Annotated in this window: 21 protein-coding genes and 2 other annotated features; of the genes, 2 read left to right on the plus strand and 19 right to left on the minus strand. The window is 37.5% G+C overall.

The window, feature by feature from the left end; translation table 11 throughout:
- Positions 1-21 precede the first annotated feature (21 nt).
- The 3 genes from QRE67_RS21340 to QRE67_RS21350 are packed head-to-tail and all read right to left on the minus strand — an operon-like array spanning position 22 to position 2,673.
- Positions 22-309: a hypothetical protein gene (locus tag QRE67_RS21340; RefSeq protein ID WP_286125391.1), complete on the minus strand. Its 288-nt coding sequence runs from the start codon at positions 307-309 to the stop codon at positions 22-24.
- Positions 245-2,005: a DHA2 family efflux MFS transporter permease subunit gene (locus QRE67_RS21345; RefSeq protein WP_286122192.1), complete on the minus strand. Its 1,761-nt coding sequence runs from the start codon at positions 2,003-2,005 to the stop codon at positions 245-247. Before QRE67_RS21345 ends, QRE67_RS21340 begins: the two co-directional genes overlap by 65 nt.
- 14 nt (positions 2,006-2,019) lie before the next feature.
- Positions 2,020-2,673, minus strand: coding sequence for an HlyD family secretion protein (locus QRE67_RS21350; protein WP_286122193.1), 654 nt, complete (start codon positions 2,671-2,673; stop codon positions 2,020-2,022).
- Between the two features lie 296 nt (positions 2,674-2,969).
- Here QRE67_RS21350 and QRE67_RS21355 point away from each other — a divergent pair, with 296 nt between their 5' ends.
- Positions 2,970-3,587 (plus strand): TetR/AcrR family transcriptional regulator, encoded by a 618-nt coding sequence (locus tag QRE67_RS21355; protein ID WP_286122194.1) that lies wholly within the window; start codon positions 2,970-2,972, stop codon positions 3,585-3,587.
- A 37-nt stretch (positions 3,588-3,624) separates the two neighbouring features.
- Here the strand turns inward: QRE67_RS21355 and QRE67_RS21360 are convergent, their stop codons facing one another.
- The 8 genes from QRE67_RS21360 to ytxC all read right to left on the minus strand — a co-directional run bounded on the left by QRE67_RS21360 (position 3,625) and on the right by ytxC (position 11,418).
- Complete coding sequence (locus QRE67_RS21360) at positions 3,625-4,710, minus strand: M42 family metallopeptidase (protein WP_286122195.1); 1,086 nt, start codon at positions 4,708-4,710, stop codon at positions 3,625-3,627.
- 67 nt (positions 4,711-4,777) lie between these two features.
- Complete coding sequence (locus tag QRE67_RS21365; RefSeq protein WP_286122196.1) at positions 4,778-5,269, minus strand: dUTP diphosphatase; 492 nt, start codon at positions 5,267-5,269, stop codon at positions 4,778-4,780.
- A gap of 300 nt (positions 5,270-5,569) precedes the next feature.
- Positions 5,570-6,586, minus strand: coding sequence for an alcohol dehydrogenase AdhP (adhP, locus tag QRE67_RS21370; RefSeq protein WP_286122197.1), 1,017 nt, complete (start codon positions 6,584-6,586; stop codon positions 5,570-5,572).
- Between the two features lie 188 nt (positions 6,587-6,774).
- Complete coding sequence (rplT, locus tag QRE67_RS21375; protein WP_033672858.1) at positions 6,775-7,131, minus strand: 50S ribosomal protein L20; 357 nt, start codon at positions 7,129-7,131, stop codon at positions 6,775-6,777.
- A gap of 37 nt (positions 7,132-7,168) precedes the next feature.
- Entirely contained in the window at positions 7,169-7,369 is a 201-nt protein-coding gene (gene rpmI, locus QRE67_RS21380) for a 50S ribosomal protein L35 (RefSeq protein ID WP_001125945.1), read from the minus strand.
- 21 nt (positions 7,370-7,390) lie between these two features.
- A complete protein-coding gene (gene infC, locus QRE67_RS21385; RefSeq protein ID WP_286122198.1) occupies positions 7,391-7,894 on the minus strand; it encodes a translation initiation factor IF-3 in 504 nt (167 codons plus the stop codon).
- A 62-nt stretch (positions 7,895-7,956) separates the two neighbouring features.
- Positions 7,957-8,077 (minus strand) — a sequence feature (ribosomal protein L20 leader region).
- 219 nt (positions 8,078-8,296) lie between these two features.
- Positions 8,297-10,228 carry a threonine--tRNA ligase gene (gene thrS, locus QRE67_RS21390; RefSeq protein WP_286122199.1) on the minus strand — a complete coding sequence of 644 codons (1,932 nt, stop codon included), beginning with the start codon at positions 10,226-10,228 and terminating at the stop codon, positions 8,297-8,299.
- Between the two features lie 47 nt (positions 10,229-10,275).
- Positions 10,276-10,505 (minus strand) — a binding site (T-box leader).
- Positions 10,506-10,536: 31 nt separating this feature from the next.
- Entirely contained in the window at positions 10,537-11,418 is an 882-nt protein-coding gene (ytxC, locus tag QRE67_RS21395) for a putative sporulation protein YtxC (protein WP_286122200.1), read from the minus strand.
- Positions 11,419-12,085: 667 nt separating this feature from the next.
- Between ytxC and QRE67_RS21400 the strand changes: the two genes are divergently transcribed.
- Positions 12,086-12,298: a DUF4177 domain-containing protein gene (locus QRE67_RS21400; protein WP_286125353.1), complete on the plus strand. Its 213-nt coding sequence runs from the start codon at positions 12,086-12,088 to the stop codon at positions 12,296-12,298.
- A 52-nt stretch (positions 12,299-12,350) separates the two neighbouring features.
- On the opposite strand, the gene dnaI is transcribed toward QRE67_RS21400, so the two are convergent.
- The 8 genes from dnaI to mutM all read right to left on the minus strand — a co-directional run bounded on the left by dnaI (position 12,351) and on the right by mutM (position 19,741).
- Positions 12,351-13,286 (minus strand): primosomal protein DnaI, encoded by a 936-nt coding sequence (gene dnaI, locus QRE67_RS21405; RefSeq protein ID WP_286122201.1) that lies wholly within the window; start codon positions 13,284-13,286, stop codon positions 12,351-12,353.
- Between the two features lie 33 nt (positions 13,287-13,319).
- Positions 13,320-14,714 carry a replication initiation and membrane attachment family protein gene (locus tag QRE67_RS21410; RefSeq protein ID WP_286122202.1) on the minus strand — a complete coding sequence of 465 codons (1,395 nt, stop codon included), beginning with the start codon at positions 14,712-14,714 and terminating at the stop codon, positions 13,320-13,322.
- 239 nt (positions 14,715-14,953) lie between these two features.
- Entirely contained in the window at positions 14,954-15,415 is a 462-nt protein-coding gene (gene nrdR, locus QRE67_RS21415; protein WP_286122203.1) for a transcriptional regulator NrdR, read from the minus strand.
- Positions 15,416-15,633: 218 nt separating this feature from the next.
- Positions 15,634-16,017, minus strand: a complete 384-nt coding sequence (gene speD, locus QRE67_RS21420) for an adenosylmethionine decarboxylase (RefSeq protein ID WP_006096185.1) — start codon at positions 16,015-16,017, stop codon at positions 15,634-15,636.
- Positions 16,018-16,402: 385 nt separating this feature from the next.
- Positions 16,403-17,431, minus strand: coding sequence for a glyceraldehyde-3-phosphate dehydrogenase (locus tag QRE67_RS21425; protein ID WP_286122204.1), 1,029 nt, complete (start codon positions 17,429-17,431; stop codon positions 16,403-16,405).
- Positions 17,432-17,540: 109 nt separating this feature from the next.
- On the minus strand, positions 17,541-18,143 hold the full coding sequence (coaE, locus tag QRE67_RS21430) for a dephospho-CoA kinase (protein ID WP_286122205.1): 603 nt from the start codon (positions 18,141-18,143) through the stop codon (positions 17,541-17,543).
- Between the two features lie 52 nt (positions 18,144-18,195).
- The gene (gene ytaF, locus QRE67_RS21435) at positions 18,196-18,828 is read right to left on the minus strand and encodes a sporulation membrane protein YtaF (protein ID WP_286122206.1); all 633 of its coding nucleotides are present in this window, start codon (positions 18,826-18,828) and stop codon (positions 18,196-18,198) included.
- 82 nt (positions 18,829-18,910) lie between these two features.
- Positions 18,911-19,741, minus strand: a complete 831-nt coding sequence (gene mutM, locus QRE67_RS21440; RefSeq protein ID WP_286122207.1) for a DNA-formamidopyrimidine glycosylase — start codon at positions 19,739-19,741, stop codon at positions 18,911-18,913.
- Positions 19,742-19,744 lie beyond the last annotated feature (3 nt).

The raw sequence follows: 19,744 nt of genomic DNA on the forward strand, positions 1-19,744 counted from the left end.
TACATAATGGCGTTTGAATTTTTATTTTACTATTACCTCAAAGGCTTCCTCATCTAGCACCTTATCATACCTTGTCTTTTCCCCTCTTTCTTTAACAGGCATTGTATCTGGCGTAAAAATCAATTTCTTCACATTATCGCTTAACTTTTCAAAACGTACATAACTATTTTTCTCATTTGTAAAGCCTCCGGTAAATTCTAATTTATTTTCATCTTGATTCTTAGCATCAAAAAAGCAGAGAAAATTAATTCTCTGCTTTTCGATTTGGCTTATTGCCTGATTGTAAAAAGAATGATAACACCCAAGCAATGCCTGCTAATATTGTTGCGATTAAGAACGCGTCATTAATACCATTGATCGCAGATAGCTTCGAAATTTGTCCGAATAATAGTTGCGAGCTCATCGTATCTCCAGCTTGTGCTGATCCTAGGGACGCTGCTAAACTTTGCCCCATTCCATGCACTTTATCAACTAAAATTGGATTTGCCTGCGTTAACATATTTCCGTAATCTGCTACGTGCGCTGTTGTTTGCTGCGTCATAATTGTGATTAAGATCGCTGTACCAATCGAACCAGCTACTTGTCTTGACGTATTTTGCGTTGCTGTACCGTGAGAAATTAATCTCATCGGCAACGCGTTCATACCAGCTGTCATAATTGGCATCATAATGAATGACATCCCAAATGAACGTATAATATAATCCGTCATAATCACACTATACGGTGTATCCATTGATAGCTTTGTAAATTCATACGTTGCATACGTCGTAATTGCTAATCCAACTACTGCTAACGGACGAATGCCATACTTATCAAATAACTTCCCTGCAATCGGTCCCATGATCCCCATAATTAATGAGCCTGGAAGAAGCAGAAGACCTGATTCAATTGGCGTAAAGCCGCGAATATTTTGCAGATATACAGGAAGTAATAACATCCCGCCAAATAGTGCCATCGTTACAATCGCGTTAATCAATAATGTAAAAGTAAACGTTGGATATTTAAATACATGTAGATCAAGCATTTTGTTATCCGTCGTCATCTCTCTCCAAATGAATAACGCTAAACCAATTACACCGATGATAAGTGAAATAACAACTTCGGCACTGCTCCAGCTATTATTCCCTGCCTCGCTAAATCCGTACAGTAAGCTTCCAAGCCCAATACTTGAACTAATAACGCCAAACATATCCAGCTTTGTTTTAGTAACAGGCTGAACTAATGTAAAGAACTTTAAAGCTAATAATGTAATGATTAAACCAATGGCGAACATCGCGTAGAACATTAAGTTCCAGTTATAATTTTCAATGACCCAGCCTGTAACGGTTGGTCCAATAGCTGGTGCTAAAATCATCGCAACCCCAAGTAATCCCATCGCAGCTCCGCGCTTATGAGGCGGGAAAAGAGTCATGAAAATATTCATACCAACTGGCATTAAAATACCAGCACCAACTGCTTGAATCACGCGCCCTGTCATCATCATTGTGAAGTTCCCAGAGACGGCACAAACAATAGATCCTACAGTGAAAAATAGCATAGCCGCTACAAACAACTTACGATACGTAAAACGGGAAACTAAGAAGGCACTAATCGGCACTAAAATCCCGTTCACAAGCATAAATCCTGTAATTAACCATTGTGCTGTTGAAGTTGATACATTGAATTCGTTCATTAATGGTGGCAGCGCAACATTAATTATCGTTTGATTTAAAATTGAAACGAACATCCCAAGAATTAATACCGTTATAACAGCTTTTACATTTACATTAGGTAAAGGTAACTGCGCTCTCGGTTTTTCTTTTTCAATTTTAGCTGTCTCTTGCTTTGGTGTTTCTAACTCCACTACATTTGAAGCCTCTTGCTCTGGCTGTTTTACTTCTATCTTACTTACCGCTGGGACTTGTTCTTCTCCCGCGTTCGTTTTTTTCTTTCGTAAAAGACGATTTACAAGGAAGAAGACGATTATACAAAATAGTGCATACCCTGCAATTACAATTGAGGACATTTCATCTTCCCTCCTTACTTATGAATCCGAACTGTCACATTCATTCCAGGAACAACATTTACTGATTTACTATGATCTAAAGAAACTTTAACCGGTACAACTTGTGTTACTTTCGTATAGTTTGCTGTTGCATTGCTTGATGGTAGCATAGAGAACGTATTTGCTGTTGTTAATCCAACTTGTTCTACTTTCCCTGTTAACGTTGTATCAGGATATGCGTCTACGTACACATCAACCTCTTGCCCTTTTTGCACATCATCAACATCTGTTTCTTCAATATTTGCTGTTACCCATAAATCGTTCATATCGTATGCATATGCAAGCGGCGATCCAGCAGCAATATAAGAATTTATTGTCGCATTTGATTGAACAACTGTTGCATCGTGCGGGATTGTCACATCCATTGTTTGTTCACCATTCTGACTCGCTACAGAAACAGAACCTAATTTATCATTTTCATTGTAGTTCTTGCCTACTTCTGCTTTCCAGTCTGTTAATTTACCCGCTACTGGTGATGCAATTGAGATTACTTTCCCATCAATTTTTGCATTGTCTGTTTTCAAGTAATTTTCAGCCTGATTGTAATAGTAATAACCTGCGATTCCCCCGCCTACTAATACAATCAATGTGATAATGTTAATAATCACCATTCTTCGAAACTGATTCATTGCGTTCCTCTCCTTATATCGCATATAATTTTTTTACTGAAATTGTCTTATCCCTTTCGTTCATATTGTTGATTGTTAATTATATTAACCATATAACAAAAAAAGCACACCTGCCGCATAGCAAAACAATTCTTTGTTCGCATGCTAGTGGTGCTGTTTTCAAAAGGAATATCGTTTATAATTATAAATAATTATTTTGAATCTACAACCGACAATTTCCCTGCATATGTTGGTTATCCAACACGAAACCCTATGCATGTTGTTTAAATAGAAAAAATTCAGCAAGGAGACAGAAAATGTCTATTAAAAATACAAACGATCCACGTGTAAAACGAACGAGACAGTTGATACAAGACGCTTTTGTCGCTTTAGTTGGCGAAAAAGGCTTTGAGAATGTAACAGTGCAGCACATCGCTGAACGCGCTCCTGTTAATCGCGCTACCTTTTATAGTCATTATCATGATAAGTACGATTTATTGAATAAGAGTATAGAGGAAATGTTAGCAAAGTTAACTGAAGTGATTGCGCCAAAGAGGCCAAAAAAAGAAGATTTCCAACTTACGTTTGATTCCTCTCCTCCAACTACTCTAGCCTTGTTTGAACACATCGCTGAGAACGCTACCTTTTATAACGTAATGCTTGGAGACAATGCAGCAGGAAACTTCTCATTTAAAATGATGAAAGCAATTCAAACACATTTAACATTAAGCCTGTCTATTTCACAACCAAACGAAGAAGAACTCATGGTTCCGCGGGATATTCTCATTAGTTATGTAACAGGTGCACATATTGGAATAATTAGGTCCTGGTTAAAAAAAGGTATGATCTATACGCCTTACTTTATGGCGATGCAGCTATCACGTTTAATTGTTTTAGGAGCCCATAATGCAGCTGGATTAGAGAGACCTTTTTAAAATAAAAAAGCAAAGGGAAACCCCTTCGCTTTTTCTATTAATTAAATGTAATGTTATGTACAGCCTCTGTATCAAGACGTTTAACAACTTCTACAATTAATTTCACTGTATTTTCAAAGTCATCACGATGTAACATCGCTGCATGAGAGTGAATATAACGCGTTGCAATCGTAATGGCCATAGATGGAATACCGTTTACAGAAATATGGATTGCTCCTGCATCTGTTCCTCCACCAGCTATAGAATCATATTGATATGGAATCTTTAATTCATCTGCAACACCAACAACGAAGTCACGAAGACCTTTATGTCCGACAACAGATGCATCATATAAAATAATTTGTGGACCATCGCCCATTTTACCTTGTGCTTCTTTTTCTGTTACGCCCGGTGTATCGCCAGCAATGCCAACATCAACAGCAAAAGCGATGTCCGGTTTAATATAGTGAGCAGATGTTTTCGCACCGCGAAGACCTACTTCTTCCTGAACAGTTCCAACGCCATATACAACGTTTGGATGTTTTTCATCTTTTAATTGTTTTAATACATCGATTGCAATGGCACAGCCAATACGGTTATCCCATGCTTTTGCAAGCAACATTTTTTCATTGTTCATCACTTGGAATTCAAAGTATGGTACAACTTGATCCCCTGGTCGTACGCCCCATTCCATCGCTTCTTCTTTGCTAGAAGCACCAATATCAATGAACATATCCTTAATTTCAACCGGTTTTTTACGTGCTTCTACTGGTAAAATGTGCGGTGGTTTTGAACCGATTACACCAGTTACGTCACCTTTGCGTGTCACGATTGTTACGCGCTGCGCGAGCATAACTTGTGACCACCAACCGCCAACCGTTTGAAAACGAAGGAAACCTTTATCATCAATTTGCGTAATCATAAAACCGACTTCATCTAAATGACCAGCTACCATGATTTTCGGACCGTTTTCTTCCCCTACTTTTTTCGCAACTAAGCTTCCTAAGTTATCTGTAGAAAGTTCATCTGCAAACGGTTCAATATATTTTTTCATCACTTCACGAGGTTCGCGTTCGTTACCTGCAATACCGCGTGCATCCGTTAATTCTTTTAGCATCGTCAATGTCACATCTAATTTTTTCATTTCCAATACCCTCCTTTTTCTTCATTCACTTAATGGTACAAAGTAAAACGGAATGTTCAAAATTATATTAATCCCCTTGTGTTTGACGCTCATGATTCATCTGATTTTTATCTAAATATGCTTTTTCAATTTCTTCTTGTCCAAACTCAAGAGCTTGTCCCAAACGAAGATAGCTCGTAAATAATTCAATGTAATTTGTAATAGACGGCTGATCAGTAAAACGAATCACTTTCGTATATGTGTCTAAGAAAATTTCAACTTGTGTTTTGTTTGTTTGGGCACATTTATAAAACAAGAAGTTTTTATCAATTCCTAAATCAATTCCAATCGATAAAATAAAATGCAGGCCATCTACATATTCTTCTAGCACAACTGAACGCTCAGCTGCTGGTTTTTTGCTCCAATATTTAAAGCAACGCGTTTCATTTGCAAGTTCTCCAATTTCAACAAGCAGCGCTAACATTTTTTCTTTTAATAATTTCTTCGGTTGTAAGTCATGTTCTTTTATAATACGATCATCTAATTCTTTTTGTAATTTAAATAGTTGTAATAAATCCATTCTATCTTCCTCCTCCAACATCGTATCAAAAATTATACAATGTTGTTCTACCTCATAGTAATTATAAAAAAACAACAAATTGGACAATTTCATCTCGCATTAACGGATAATAAAATCCCAATCCGTTCTACTAATCATCAGTGAAGTATGAAAAAACGCTGATGAAAGTTTTACTTGATTCTTCCATTATAACAGTGTCGTTTATACTAGAAAAGGTTATAAAACTGTAAGAAAAAAGCCAGAGGAATTTCCTCCGACTTTTTCACTGTATATTCTTCTATATTATTACAACTTTTATACTTATTTTGTCATATCTAATACAACACGCCCGTTAATTTTTCCCTCTTCCATTTCTGCAAAGATGTCATTAATTTCGTGAAGATGTCGCGTTTCAATAATTGCTTTTACTTTGCCTTCTTCTGCAAATTGCAACGCTTCCTGTAAATCTTTACGCGTTCCAACGATAGAACCAACAATTTTTACTGCATTTAACACAGTATCAAAGATTGGAACTTCCATCATTTCTGGCGGTAAACCAACCGCCACACATGAGCCACCGCGGCGAACCGCACGATAAGCTTGGTCAAATGCTGGTTTTGAAACAGCTGTACAAATAGAAGCGTGAACACCATTTACCTTTTCATGAATCCAAAGAGCAGCGTCTTCTTTAAGTGGATTCACAACTAAATCTGCACCGAGTTCTTTTGCGAGTTCGAGTTTTTCATCAACTGTATCAACTGCAACTACATGTAGCCCCATTGCTTTGGCATACTGCACTGCCAAATGTCCTAAACCGCCAATTCCGAAAACTGCCACCCAATCACCTGGTTTTGCTTCTGACACTTTTAATGCTTTATAAGTTGTCACACCTGCACAAAATAGCGGTGCAGCTTCCACAAAATTTAGATTTCCTGGCACTTTCACAACATAATCAGCTGCAGCTATGCAATATTCCGCATAACCACCGTCTACAGAGTAGCCCGCATTATGTTGATCTAAACAGAGTGTTTCACGACCGGATAAACAATATTCACAATGACCGCATGCTGAATAGAGCCATGGAATTCCAACACGGTCACCCACTTTGAGATGTGTGACGCCCTCACCAACTTCTTGAACAATTCCAACACCTTCATGCCCCGGAATAAGAGGAAGCTTCGGTTTCACTGGCCAATCACCATGTGCGGCATGTAGATCAGTATGACAGACACCACAAGCTTGAATATGTACGAGTACCTCCCGCAATCCAGCTTTCGGTTTCGGTACATCTTTCACCTCTAATTGCTCTTTGAATTGATTCACAACAGCTGCTTTCAAATGAACTCCTCCTTTACTCGCCTTTTTGAAAAGGTTTTCATTAATATATTAATGCATATATCCTTATAAAAGAGGAGTTGATTCGGTTAATGTTTGAATTTTTTGTGAATTTTAGTAATAATTCTTTATTTGAAAAAATTTCAAATAAAAAAACCTTAGAAGAAAAATCTTCTAAGGTTTTTGAATAATTAGTTTAAGTTGTTTTTTGCAACTGTTGCTAATTCAGCGAAAGCTTTTTCGTCATGAACAGCTAAGTCAGCAAGCATCTTGCGGTTAACTTCGATACCAGCAACTTTTAAACCGTGCATTAAACGGCTGTAAGAAAGACCGTTAATACGAGCAGCTGCGTTGATACGAGTGATCCATAATTTACGGAAGTCACGTTTCTTTTGACGACGGTCACGGAATGCATATAGTAAAGATTTCATAACCTGTTGGTTAGCAACCTTAAATAATGTATTTTTAGAACCGTAGTAACCTTTTGCTAATTTTATAACTTTTTTACGACGTTTACGAGTAACCGTACCACCTTTTACTCTTGGCATAATATTACCTCCTATTTGTTCTATATATCAGCCGAACTTATTTTAAGTTGTCAAGCATTTGACGAATGCGTTTGAAGTCACCAGCGCTTACTACACCAGCTTTACGTAGTTTACGTTTAGCTTTTGTAGATTTGTTAGCGAATAAATGGCTTGTGTAAGCGTGTGAACGCTTAAGTTTACCAGATCCAGTTTTTTTGAAACGCTTTGCAGCGCCGCGATGAGTTTTTTGTTTAGGCATAGGTATTTCCTCCTCTATCTATTACTTATCGTTTTTCGGTGCTAAAACTAAGAACATACTACGTCCTTCCATTTTAGGCTTAGATTCAATTGTACTAACTTCAGCACAAGCTTCTGAGAAGCGATCTAAAACACGTTGACCGATTTCTTTATGAGTAATGGCACGTCCTTTAAAGCGAATTGACGCTTTAACCTTGTCGCCTTTCTCTAAAAACTTGATAGCATTACGAAGTTTTGTGTTAAAGTCGTGTTCATCAATTGTTGGACTTAAACGAACTTCTTTCATGCTGATTACTTTTTGATTTTTACGCTGCTCTTTTTCTTTCTTCTGTTGCTCAAAGCGGAATTTACCGTAGTCCATAATGCGGCATACTGGTGGTTTCGCTGTTGGAGCAACCAATACTAAATCAAGATTAAGATTTGCAGCTAAGTCTAAAGCGTCATTACGAGACTTAATACCAAGTTGATCACCATTCGCACCAACTAAACGTACTTCACGAGCACGAATTTGCTCGTTAATCATCATATCCTTGCTAATAGTAAGCCACCTCCAAGATTTTCTCAGAATAAGTTTGCGGATGCAGAACCCGAACAAAAAAAGTGCGGGCACACGGCACCCACACTTGTAAGATCTTTAGTAAGAAATACATTTACCTGTTAACTGCATATGCGTCAATCAGGTGAGAAGCGGGTGCTTCTACTTGTTCCACAAAACAATATTCTATTATCCTTGATGAGTTTACCATAGGACATAACGTCTGTCAAGATGACGTATTTTACTAACAACAAGAAATATTGTAACAAACAACACGAATACATGCAATAGTTTTTTATGATAAGTATAGTTTGGTTATTATTTCTAGTTTCGATAACCATACTTTCTTCTTACAAGAAGAAAGCAAAAGTCGCGGCATGCCGCGACTTTTTATTAGCGTTTTCCTTCTACTTTAATCATATCAACAAAGGCATCTAATGCGATTGTTTCTGATTTTTGTTCACCATATTTACGTACGTTTACGCCGTTTTCAGTAACTTCATTGTCACCTACTACAAGCATATACGGAATTTTTTGCATTTGTGCTTCACGGATTTTGTAACCGATTTTCTCTTCACGAGTATCCACTTCTACACGAATGCCAGCACGTTGTAATTCTTCTTGTACCTTCTTTGCATAGTCTAAATGTACTTGCGGAGAAACCGGAATCACTTGCGCTTGAACTGGCGCTAACCAAGTTGGGAATGCACCTTTGTACTCTTCAATTAAGAAGGCAACGAAACGTTCCATAGTTGATACAACACCACGGTGAATAACAACTGGACGATGAGGTTTACCATCTTCACCAACGTAAGTTAATTCAAAGCGCTCTGGAAGTAAAAAGTCTAATTGTACAGTTGAAAGTGTTTCGTCTTTTCCAAGTGCAGTACGAACTTGAACGTCAAGTTTCGGACCGTAGAATGCCGCTTCACCTTCAGCTTCATAGTACTTAAGACCCATTTCATCCATTGCTTCTTTTAACATACCTTGTGCTTTTTCCCACATTTCATCATCATCATAATACTTTTTAGTATCTTCTGGATCACGATAAGATAAGCGGAATGAATAATCTTCTAAGCCGAAATCTTTGTACACTTCTAAAGTTAAGTTTACAACACGTTTTAACTCTTCTTTAATTTGGTCTGGACGAACGAAAATGTGCGCATCATTTAAAGTCATTCCGCGTACACGTTGTAATCCAGATAGCGCTCCAGACATTTCATAACGGTGCATTGTTCCAAGCTCCGCAATACGGATCGGTAATTCACGATAGCTGTGAATATCGTTTTTATAAACCATCATATGGTGCGGGCAGTTCATCGGACGAAGTACTAATTCCTCATTATCCATTTCCATTGATGGGAACATGCCATCTCGGTAGTGATTCCAGTGACCAGAAGTTTCATAAAGCTCTCGGCTTCCTAATACTGGAGTGTATACATGGTCATATCCTAGGCTTACTTCTTTATCGACAATATAGCGCTCGATAATACGGCGGATTGTTGCACCTTTTGGTAACCAAAGTGGTAAACCTTGTCCTACTTTTTGGCTATTTGTAAATAATTTTAACTCTTTACCTAATTTACGGTGGTCACGCTCTTTCGCTTCTTCAAGCATACGTAGATGCTCATCTAATTCTGCTTTTTTCACGAATGCAGTACCGTAAATACGTTGTAACATTTTATTGTTGCTATCGCCGCGCCAGTAAGCACCTGCAACGCTTAACAATTTAAATACTTTAATCTTTCCTGTAGATGGAAGGTGAACACCACGGCAAAGGTCGAAGAATTCGCCTTGTTCGTAAATTGAAATAACTGCATCTTCTGGAAGATCATTAATCAATTCTAATTTCAGCTCATCACCGATTTCTTCGTAACGACGAAGTGCTTCTGCACGTGGTACTTCATGACGAACGATTTCAAAGTTCTCGTTCACAATTTTTTGCATTTCTTTTTCAATTTTTGGGAAGTCCTCAACTGTAATTGCTTCTTCCATATCGATATCGTAGTAGAAGCCATTTTCGATAACTGGACCAATACCAAGTTTTACATCTTTATATAAACGTTTTAACGCTTGTGCTAAAAGATGGGCTGTTGAGTGGCGTAGAATGTATAAGCCGTCCTCAGAATCTAATGTAATGATAGAAACTGCACCATCTTCTTCAATTGGTGTACGAAGATCTATCATTTCATCATTTAATTTACCAGCCACAGCTTTTTTCTTTAAGCCTGGGCTAATAGAAGCTGCGATTTCTTCAGTTGTTGTTCCTTTTGGAAACTCCTTCACAGCTCCATCAGGGAAAGTAATTTTAACTACATCTGCCATCACTGGTCACTCCTTTTTTTCTCATAATAAAAAACACTCATCCCGTAAAAAGGGACGAGTGTTGAATTCGTGGTTCCACCCTTGTTCCAATTAACAAAACTGTTAATTGCTCAAGTTCAACATAACGGTGTTGGCCGTTAGCAATTACTAGAAAAAAACGTTCACTGCTAAAGTTTAGAGGTGGTAAGTAATGAACTCGTACTAGGAAGCTCACACCCTAAGGCTTCCCTCTCTGAAAATCGTAGTAAATTACTCATGTCCTCATCGTGACATTTCAATATATTTCATTTATGTAGGTAATTATATGCTCAAAAACTTAGAAAATCAAGGGCGTTCCCTTTATTTTTAAATTTTTTCACGTTCTGTTCGAATTCATGCAGCGCATATAATTGGACTCGTTCTTGAAATACATTTTGAAGGGTAACAATCATATTATGATCTTGCTCTTTTGTATACAAATAGATCATTCCCGGTGCGATGGACAAAAGCGGCGCAATGACATTTGTATCAATGTGAACATCTTTTTGTGTTAATAATTCCTCATCTATATATCGGACCAGCTTCTCTTGTTTTAAACGTACCCCTTTTTCATTATAAAAAATAAAACTATCGTCAAAAACGAGATGAAGACAAGATAAACGTGGCTTTCGACTATTCACTTGTTGCCGAAGTACTTCCACAAACATTTGATACTCTTGTTCTAATTTATATTCATCAATTGCAACCTCTGCAAGACGATGCACCGCCTCCCTATATTTTTGCAAACGAAAGCGAATATAAGATGAAAAACAAAATGAAAGCGGATCGCCTAACCACCCTTTTAAAGAAGACATAATCTGAGATTCTACCATGTTACGTGTCAAATCATATGTGACGCCTTTTCGTTTTCCATTTAAAATGCAGTCTGCCATATGTAGAATTTGATTACGTTCTTCTTCCTCATCATAAAAAAACTTTTCTTTCAAAATCGCATACAGCCATTCATTTTGTTTTACATTTATAATAAATTGAACAAGTACTGGTATTAACACTTTCTCGATATAGTATGATTCACGTATCGGTATATGAACAATCACCATTTGTTCATATACATAGACGCTCGTTTCTTTATATACTTCTTCTGTTCGCTTAATAAGTTCTTGATATACGTGCACAGCATCATTTTTTTCTTCGAAGCAGATTTCAATCACTTTTGTCCCCCCTTTTATCCCGCTCTAACGGGCAGTAAGACTCCCACCTAAAGATTGTGAGGAAGCAACGGAGATTAGTAGGAGATAACTGCCCGTTAGAGCCCGATTCGTTCAACTAAACATCAGAGGAGAATGAAGCCTCCCCTCTAATGGAAGTTTCACTTTATATTCCTTGCTAATTTTATATATATTAAGGGAATGGATAAAAAATGATACAAGCTACTATGAATTTTCAGATTCATAGTAGCTTGTATCATTTTATTTTATAATTCAAATTATCAAGTTATATAAATATAAATTAAAAAACCGACATAAAACCCTTCTTTTTAGGCGGGAGAGAGCATCTGGCCATGCATAGAAGCGGTCAGATCCTTTTCCTGCCCAGACATAGTGAAAACAAAGAGAGAAAACGAGTGCAGGTCACCTTTTGTTATCCATAGCTGCGGCTTATATGTCAAAAAATCAAAATGGATTTATATATAAGAGGTAAAGATACAATGTACGAATATGAGTTTATCCCGCATTAACGGGCGGTAATACCCCACCTCAAAGTTCTGCAAGGAGCAAAGAAGTTAGGTGGGGGATAAACTGCCCGTAAAAGCCCGATTCGTTCAACTAATGATCAGTGGGGGATGAAGAAAACCCCCACTGATCAAAGTTTCACTTTATCAGAATCAAGTTAAAATCAGGTTTTGTGAAATCTAAACCCGAAGAGGAATATCAAGAAGTCATCAAAAAGTACACAAAAGAAGGATGGCGATTCGTACAAATCTTCGCCCCGGGAACGCAAGCATACGGAGTAGCTGAATATTTCGAACTAATCTTTAAAAGAAAACAAACACTATACCAAAAAAAGAGCAAGCTCTCAGCTTGCTCTTGATACCGAATCATCAGTGGGGGGTAAAGAAAACCCCACTGATTAAAGCTTCTCTTTACGTATGACGGCGATTTTTCCCTGTAATTGGAACAGGTTTCGCCATATATCTAATTCGCTCCATAATCCGGGCCGCTTTCATTTCTTCCTCTTCACCGCGCTGTGTATATGTTAAATGGTGCTCTAATTGTTTAAAGTCAAAATTGGATGTGAAAAACGTCGGTAAATTTTCAAGCATACGGAATTGTAAAATGGCTCCAAGCACATCATCACGTACAAAGCTTGACATCGCTTCCGCTCCAATATCATCTAACATTAAAACTGGTACATACTTCACCGCATCAATCTTCTCACTAATCGTATTATTTTGCAGAGAACTTTTAATTTCACGCAAAAATTCTGGTAAGTATACAATCATAGAACTTACCTTGCGCTGCGCCAATTCGTTCGCAATCGCTCCTAAAATAAACGTTTTCCCAACACCAAATGGTCCGTGGAAATATAATGCCTGTACTTTTTTACCTGGCTCATATACACCTAAAAATTCAGTAGCAGCACGAATAGCTTCAAAACGATCTCCATCTGATAAATCAAGCGAAGACATAGAAGCTTGCAGTATATCTTTTGGCATATATACACTTTGAATTAACTTCTCTTGTTTTTTTCTTTCCTCATAAGCCACTTTGCGAACACAACGATCGTACTGAATATCAATCATCTTTCCTTGAATAACAAGTTTCGGCTCGTATCCTTGAATTATATTTTTACAGGTCTCTAAGTTCGGACAATCTTCGCATCCCACACTTTGTCCAATGTATTCATACAATTTTACAAGGCTGCGTTCTACCATAGAAGTCGTCACTTCACCTTTATGTTCTTCTATAAACTCTTTTACACGAGGGTGTGCCATCACTTCTGCCTTTAACACTTCATATCTGTTCTTAAAATTTTCATTTTGCATCAACTTTGTAAATGTATTTTGCATACGTTCCATTCTTTCACCTCAAAGAGAGTTCATTCTCCTTTATTAATCATGCTTATACTTTTTCAATTCTTCTTCTAGTTTTTTTCGCTCTTCCTCTAACTTGCTTGGCTTTTCTTTTGGCGCTTCATTTTCTTGTGCTTGTTCTTGCGCTTGCTCCTTCAGCCAATCTGGTACCATTTCTTTCCGCACTGTTTTCTTCGATGTGCGCCCTTTTTTCTTCGTCTCTGCCCATTCTTGATATTGACGATTTTCTTCTTTCGCTAATGCCATTGCTTCTGCTACAGTACCAACCTTTTTTCTCGCCCAGTGGCCAGCAATTTTCTCAACATATGTTTTGGCTAACTTCATATCAGAACGTAACATCACATAATAAATAAGTACGTTGACAACGCCTGATGTAAGCTTTTGATTGATCATGACTTCTTCAACGATTTGTAAATCCGCTTTTGTTGCTTCTGCACCGCCTGAAATTTCTTTTAACAATTGTTTTGGCGAAATTTCTTCCAGCTGTTTAATTAACATTTCTTCTTGTGTAGAAGGCTCTTTCTCTTTCATCGTGCGTGCGGAAAGAGGCTGTGTCCGTTCACTTAGCACCGGAAGCGCTTGTCCGTTTTCAAATTGATACCAATCACGAGCTCCTTTTCGCAGTCGCTCCATATCAATCGTTTGCCCTTCTGTCATTGCACCAAGTACAATATTTTGCATCGACATAGAATCGACACCATACACATAAGAAAGCGTAATTACACATTCACGAACTTGGTCCGTAATCGCTTTGCGCGGTACAAGAGCCGATAGCCCTTCTGCAAATAGAGAAAAGTCAAAGAAATCATTCCAAAGTTTCGGTGCGGCCCCTTCTTCATTTCCAGGCATAACTGTTGCATTCGGAATACGAAGCTCTTCTTGTGCATGTTCAAATTGTCCTGGATTAAAAGAACCAAATACATCATTAAAGGAATGTGTAACATTTTCATAGGAAGCAAAATCAAATTCTTCTTCTAAAAAATATCGCTTTACTTGATTGTATTTCTTACGACTCAAGCGGTTATATAAAAAGATGCTCATAACAATATCATCAAAAAATTGTTTGGGTGATAACGGTGGCTGCAATTCATATATAAACATTCGAATATCTTTTTCTTTTTTAATATACACGTTTAAAAGTCCAATTGCTTCTAACTTCACCCGTTCTTCATACACTTCAGGAAGCTGCATTTGCATCGTCACCATAAGAGAGTGATGCGTATTCTCTTTTCCAAATACACGATCCTGTTCAAGCTCTCCCCAGAGCGTCATGTATAAGCTAAAAGATTTGCTACCTATTAACGGTTGGTATAACATCGTTAATACTTTTCGATCATAACTATGCAGCAATCCTTTTGTACTTACTCTATAACGGTCAATTGGCAATAGCTCCATCCATGACTGTTTTTCCATCCTTACAATTCCTTTCTTTCTTCCATTCTATCCAGTTCCCCATCCGGGTCTATTTTTCATTGTGAAGGATCTATACATCACATTCAACTTATAACCCATTAGTGAAAAAGAGCTAATAGCTTACGCTTCTAGCTCTTTTTCACCGCTATTCGCGAGCAGTAATCCCCCCACCTCAAAGTTCTGCAAGAAGAAAAGAAGTTAGGTGGGGGATGAAGCTCTCCACTGATCAAAGTTTCACTTTATTTTCGCTCTTTTTGCAATATATCTTTTAATTCTTCAATAAATACATTTAAATCTTTAAATTGTCGATACACTGAAGCAAAACGTACATAAGCAACATCATCAATAGTACGAAGTGCTTCCATTACCATTTCACCAATCATATCGCTTTGCACTTCTGACATCCCTAAGTTTCTCAGTTCACGCTCTACATTTTGCGTTACTTCCTCTAATTGTTTTAGGGATACAGGTCTTTTTTCACACGCTTTAATTAAGCCGCGTAAAATTTTCTCTTTATTAAATTCTTCTCGCGTTCCCTCTTTTTTAACCACAATAAGAGGCGGCTCTTCTACTCTTTCAAATGTTGTAAATCGATTTAAACAGCTTTCGCATTCTCTTCTTCTTCGAATGGAGCGTCCCTCGTCTACTGGACGTGAATCCAACACTCTCGTACCATTATGAAAACAGGATGGACAACGCAACTCATTCACTCCTTTGCAATTTAATCTCTACTTTCTTCGCTTCATCTACACATAAATATATATACACTATTATATAGCCTATTTGTATTTGCTTACCACTTTATAACGAGTGACAAGCCTTCAAAAACAGTCTATCCATTCTACCAGCTCATTTTTTTATAAACTAAAAAGAGGTGCATTATACACCTCTTTACATTTTAAATCAATTATGTTCTTTTTTAAAGAGCTTTCGTCTCTCTATGCTTAATTTCGAAGCTACCTGTGCCTCGAGGAAGCTCGATGCTCTCGCGCGTTTTCGCATTTAAACCTTCTGCAATATACTCTGCAGCTACATTGGGATCAATACGATCCCCGCAAGTATACACATCAATACTCGCATAACCGTGTTCTGGAAAGCTGTGAATTGTTAAATGAGATTCAGAAATAATAACAACTCCACTTACACCCTGCGGAGCAAACTTATGAAAAGCAACCTCACGCACTTCAGCACCTGCTCTTAGTGCTGCATCCACAAATAATTGTTCAATAAACGGCATATCATTAAGCTTGTCGAAATCGCAATCCCAAAGTTCAGCAATTACGTGACGACCCATAGTGTCCATAGTATCCATTCTACAGTTCCCCCTTGTAAATTTAATCTAACTGTTCGAATTGAAAACTAATTTGCAATTTGGCTTGCTCCACTACCACGGGGGAAAGTTAGTCCGGAGAGGTCCTAACCCTTTAAGTAGTGACTACCTACCTCAGCTCTTAAGTTTACGAGTGTTAGTATACTTTGTTTATTTTCATTTTGCAACAACAGTTTTTCAATTTTTCATGATGTTTTCTTCTTTACTTTTCTCGGAAAAAAATAAAAGATTCAAAAATGCAGTGTCTACAATACTTCTAAGTATGTACGATTCAAAAATTTATACTTATATAACTTTTTTCCTTTTCAGAAAAAAATAAAAAAAGACAAGCAATCGCTTGCCTTTTTTCTTATTATCATTAAATGTGTTGTACGTTTTCTTGTTTTGCTAATTCACCAACAACTAACGTCACAAGATCCACAACACGGCGAGAATAACCCCACTCGTTATCATACCAAGCAAGTACTTTCACTTTACGCTCACCCATTACCATTGTAGATAAACCATCAATGATGGCAGAATGAGGATTTGTATTAAAGTCGATAGACACAAGAGGTTCTTCGCTAAATTCCACAATCCCCTTCATTGCACCGTTCGCAACTGTTCTAAACGCTTCATTAATTTCTTCAACTGTTACATCACGTTTCACATCTACTACTAAGTCAACAAGAGACACGTTTGGTGTTGGAACGCGAAGTGCCATACCGTGAAGTTTTCCATCTAAATGCGGAAGAACTTTTGCTAACGCTTTCGCAGCACCCGTTGTTGTTGGAATAATAGACTGTCCGCACGCACGTGCTCTGCGTAAATCTTTATGTGGGTTATCAATATTTTTTTGGTCATTTGTATAAGCATGAACAGTTGTCATTAAACCGTTTTCAATTCCAAACTGTTCATCTAACACCTTAACAACAGGCGCTAAACAATTTGTTGTACAAGATGCATTCGAAATAACAGTATGCTTTGTAATGTCTAATTGTTCTTCATTTACACCAACTACAACTGTTATGTCTTCATTCTTACCAGGTGCAGTTAAAATAACTTTCTTCGCCCCAGCTTCTACATGAAGAATTGCTTTTTCTTTAGAGTTAAATTTACCTGTTGCCTCAATTACAACCTCTACTCCTAATTCTTTCCAAGGCAATTCTTTTGGATCGCGGTTATTTAGAAGGCGAATCATTTTCCCATCCACTAATAAATGATCCTCAAATGCTTCCACTGTTCCATCAAATTTGCCATGAATTGTATCATACTTGATTAAATGTGCTAGTGTTTCTGATGGATAGCTCGCATTAATGGCTACAATTTCGAATGCGCTTTCTTTTATTGCCTGACGAAATACCATTCTTCCAATACGTCCAAACCCATTAATTGCCACACGAATCATAATATGTTATCCCCCTTGAATGCGTTATACTATTTATCTCCAATCCCAATAATAGTATAACACAAAAAGAAGATATGTCACTAAACAATTTCACTAATTTTACATTTTTTTATTTAATAATGTTCCATTCCATTAAAATGTTGTGTAATTGGGCTTTCGTCTCTGCAATTGTGCCATCATTACGAATGACCTTATTAGCTAATTTTACTTTTTCTGCTAAAGGCATTTGTGAATCTATACGCGCTCTTGCTTCCTCTTCTGTGAATCCGTTACGCTTCACCAAACGCTCTAATTGCGTATCTGGATTGACAAATACAAGCAAAATTTGATCAACAAGAGCAGTTAACTTACTTTCAAACAAAAGCGGAATATCTAATACAACCGCTTGCATTCCTTCCCTTATGTACATATCCTTTTGGGCGTTCATTTCTTTTCGTACAGCGGGATGAACAATTTGATTTAACTGCAATCGTTTTTCTTCATTATAAAATACAATACTTCCTAACTTTTGACGATCCAGCTCTCCATCCGCTTGTAAAATTTCTTCCCCAAATACCTTTATAATTTCTTTATATGCTTCTTTTCCTTGTTCTACAACTTCTCTCGCAATAATATCTGCATCTATAACTGGAATTTGTCGTTCACGAAACATTTGTGAAACCGTACTTTTCCCACTTGCAATGCTTCCTGTTAATCCAATTACAACTGTCATTAAACTTCCTCCTCACAAATAAAGACGTGAAACTGATGTTCCACGCCTCCACCTACATTTTCCAAATTCCAATAATAATGAGTAAAATTCCAGGCAGGAACGTAAATTTTTGTAACCACCGCATATTTGATAAAACAGTTCCTAGCCTCATTCCGATAAACAAAAACAAAGAGCTCATAATTGCAACTAACACTGCCATCATTGCTGGCGCATATCCGAGTAAGGATGCACCAATCCCAGCTCCAAACGAATCCACCGAAAGAGCAATACCAAGAAGTAAAGCTTCTCCACCAGAAATTGTGCCTGATTTATCAAAATCAGCAACAGTCGGTTTCCGTAAAATTTGAATAACCAATCCAAGCGAAGCAATTTCCAATTTCCAAACTTTCTCTTCTTGCTGTGGATCATCTTTTTTATCACTTCGAAAAAATTGGTATAATACCCATGCACCAATGGCTATGAGAACAAACCCACCGATGCGCGTCGCAATAACTGGAGAAAAAATTTTGGCAATCATATGCCCAAGCCCCATGGATATGAGCATCACTGCCGCTGAACAAACCCCAATGATCAATATCGACTTTAATGGAATTCGCACATTCCTTAGTCCATAAGTAAGCCCTACACTACAGCTATCTAAACTTAATGTAAAAGCTAATAAAATAAGTGAGAAATAATGATACATCGGTAAGCTCCTTCCCTATACATAGCTTTGCTGTATGTATATGACAAATGCCTATCCGATGTTATTAGAAAAAATATCTTTCTTAGTCCTCAGGCTGACAATTAGGACAATAATGAGTCCCACGTCCACCAACAACTATTTTTTCAATTACAGTGCCACAAGTCACACATGGCTCACCTTTTCTTCCGTATACATTCAGAAGCTCTTGGAACGAACCAATTTGCCCTTGCGAATTGATATACGTTCGAATTGTACTTCCGCCACGCTTCACTGCCTCTGTTAAGGTTGCAACTGTTGCCGCATGAACCTTTTCTATTTCAGCTTCCGTTAAAGATGAAGCTTCTCGTTCTGGATAAATTCCAGAACGGAACAACACTTCATCTACATATATATTACCAAGCCCTACTAAAAGACGTTGATCTAGCAATACAACTTTTATTTTACGGTTTGTTTTTTGCAATCTTTCTTGTAAATATCCTGGTGTCAGTTCAGCATCAAATGGCTCTGGCCCTAAATCTGCAAGTGGCATTTGATCAAACTCTTCACCTTTTTTAAAGAGATGCATCGTACCAAACTTTCTTACATCCTTATAATGCAACTCTGTACCGTCTGTAAACTGAAAACGCACATGCGTATGTTTATCTATTTGCTCATCCTCTTGATGAAGCAAATATTTCCCTTCCATACGTAAGTGTGAAACAATTACATACTTTGTTACATAAAGAAGTAAAAATTTACCTCTTCTTTCAATCCGTTCAATCTTTTCGCCTCGTAACATTTCTTTAAAAATCTCTACATCATCCGGCCTTTTCACTAATTTCGGATACGTTACAATTACATCTTGTATCGTCTTTCCGGATACAAGGTTTTCTAACGTTCGCCTTACATTTTCAACCTCTGGTAGTTCAGGCATTTC

Origin of the sequence: Bacillus sp. DX3.1 (genome assembly GCF_030292155.1) — a bacterium.
In the GTDB taxonomy this organism is placed as follows: Bacteria; Bacillota; Bacilli; order Bacillales; family Bacillaceae_G; genus Bacillus_A.

Bases quoted from the DNA above. Each gene is read 5' to 3' on its own strand.
- QRE67_RS21345 (WP_286122192.1), bottom strand. From the start codon at position 2,005: ATGTCCTCAATTGTAATTGCAGGGTATGCACTATTTTGTATAATCGTC.
- QRE67_RS21350 (WP_286122193.1), bottom strand. From the start codon at position 2,673: ATGAATCAGTTTCGAAGAATGGTGATTATTAACATTATCACATTGATT.
- QRE67_RS21355 (WP_286122194.1), top strand. From the start codon at position 2,970: ATGTCTATTAAAAATACAAACGATCCACGTGTAAAACGAACGAGACAG.
- QRE67_RS21360 (WP_286122195.1), bottom strand. From the start codon at position 4,710: ATGAAAAAATTAGATGTGACATTGACGATGCTAAAAGAATTAACGGAT.
- QRE67_RS21365 (WP_286122196.1), bottom strand. From the start codon at position 5,269: ATGGATTTATTACAACTATTTAAATTACAAAAAGAATTAGATGATCGT.
- rplT (WP_033672858.1), bottom strand. From the start codon at position 7,131: ATGCCAAGAGTAAAAGGTGGTACGGTTACTCGTAAACGTCGTAAAAAA.
- rpmI (WP_001125945.1), bottom strand. From the start codon at position 7,369: ATGCCTAAACAAAAAACTCATCGCGGCGCTGCAAAGCGTTTCAAAAAA.
- infC (WP_286122198.1), bottom strand. From the start codon at position 7,894: ATGATGATTAACGAGCAAATTCGTGCTCGTGAAGTACGTTTAGTTGGT.
- thrS (WP_286122199.1), bottom strand. From the start codon at position 10,228: ATGGCAGATGTAGTTAAAATTACTTTCCCTGATGGAGCTGTGAAGGAG.
- dnaI (WP_286122201.1), bottom strand. From the start codon at position 13,286: ATGGAACGTATGCAAAATACATTTACAAAGTTGATGCAAAATGAAAAT.
- QRE67_RS21410 (WP_286122202.1), bottom strand. From the start codon at position 14,714: ATGGAAAAACAGTCATGGATGGAGCTATTGCCAATTGACCGTTATAGA.
- speD (WP_006096185.1), bottom strand. From the start codon at position 16,017: ATGGACACTATGGGTCGTCACGTAATTGCTGAACTTTGGGATTGCGAT.
- QRE67_RS21425 (WP_286122204.1), bottom strand. From the start codon at position 17,431: ATGATTCGTGTGGCAATTAATGGGTTTGGACGTATTGGAAGAATGGTA.
- coaE (WP_286122205.1), bottom strand. From the start codon at position 18,143: ATGACAGTTGTAATTGGATTAACAGGAAGCATTGCAAGTGGGAAAAGT.
- ytaF (WP_286122206.1), bottom strand. From the start codon at position 18,828: ATGTATCATTATTTCTCACTTATTTTATTAGCTTTTACATTAAGTTTA.
- mutM (WP_286122207.1), bottom strand. From the start codon at position 19,741: ATGCCTGAACTACCAGAGGTTGAAAATGTAAGGCGAACGTTAGAAAAC.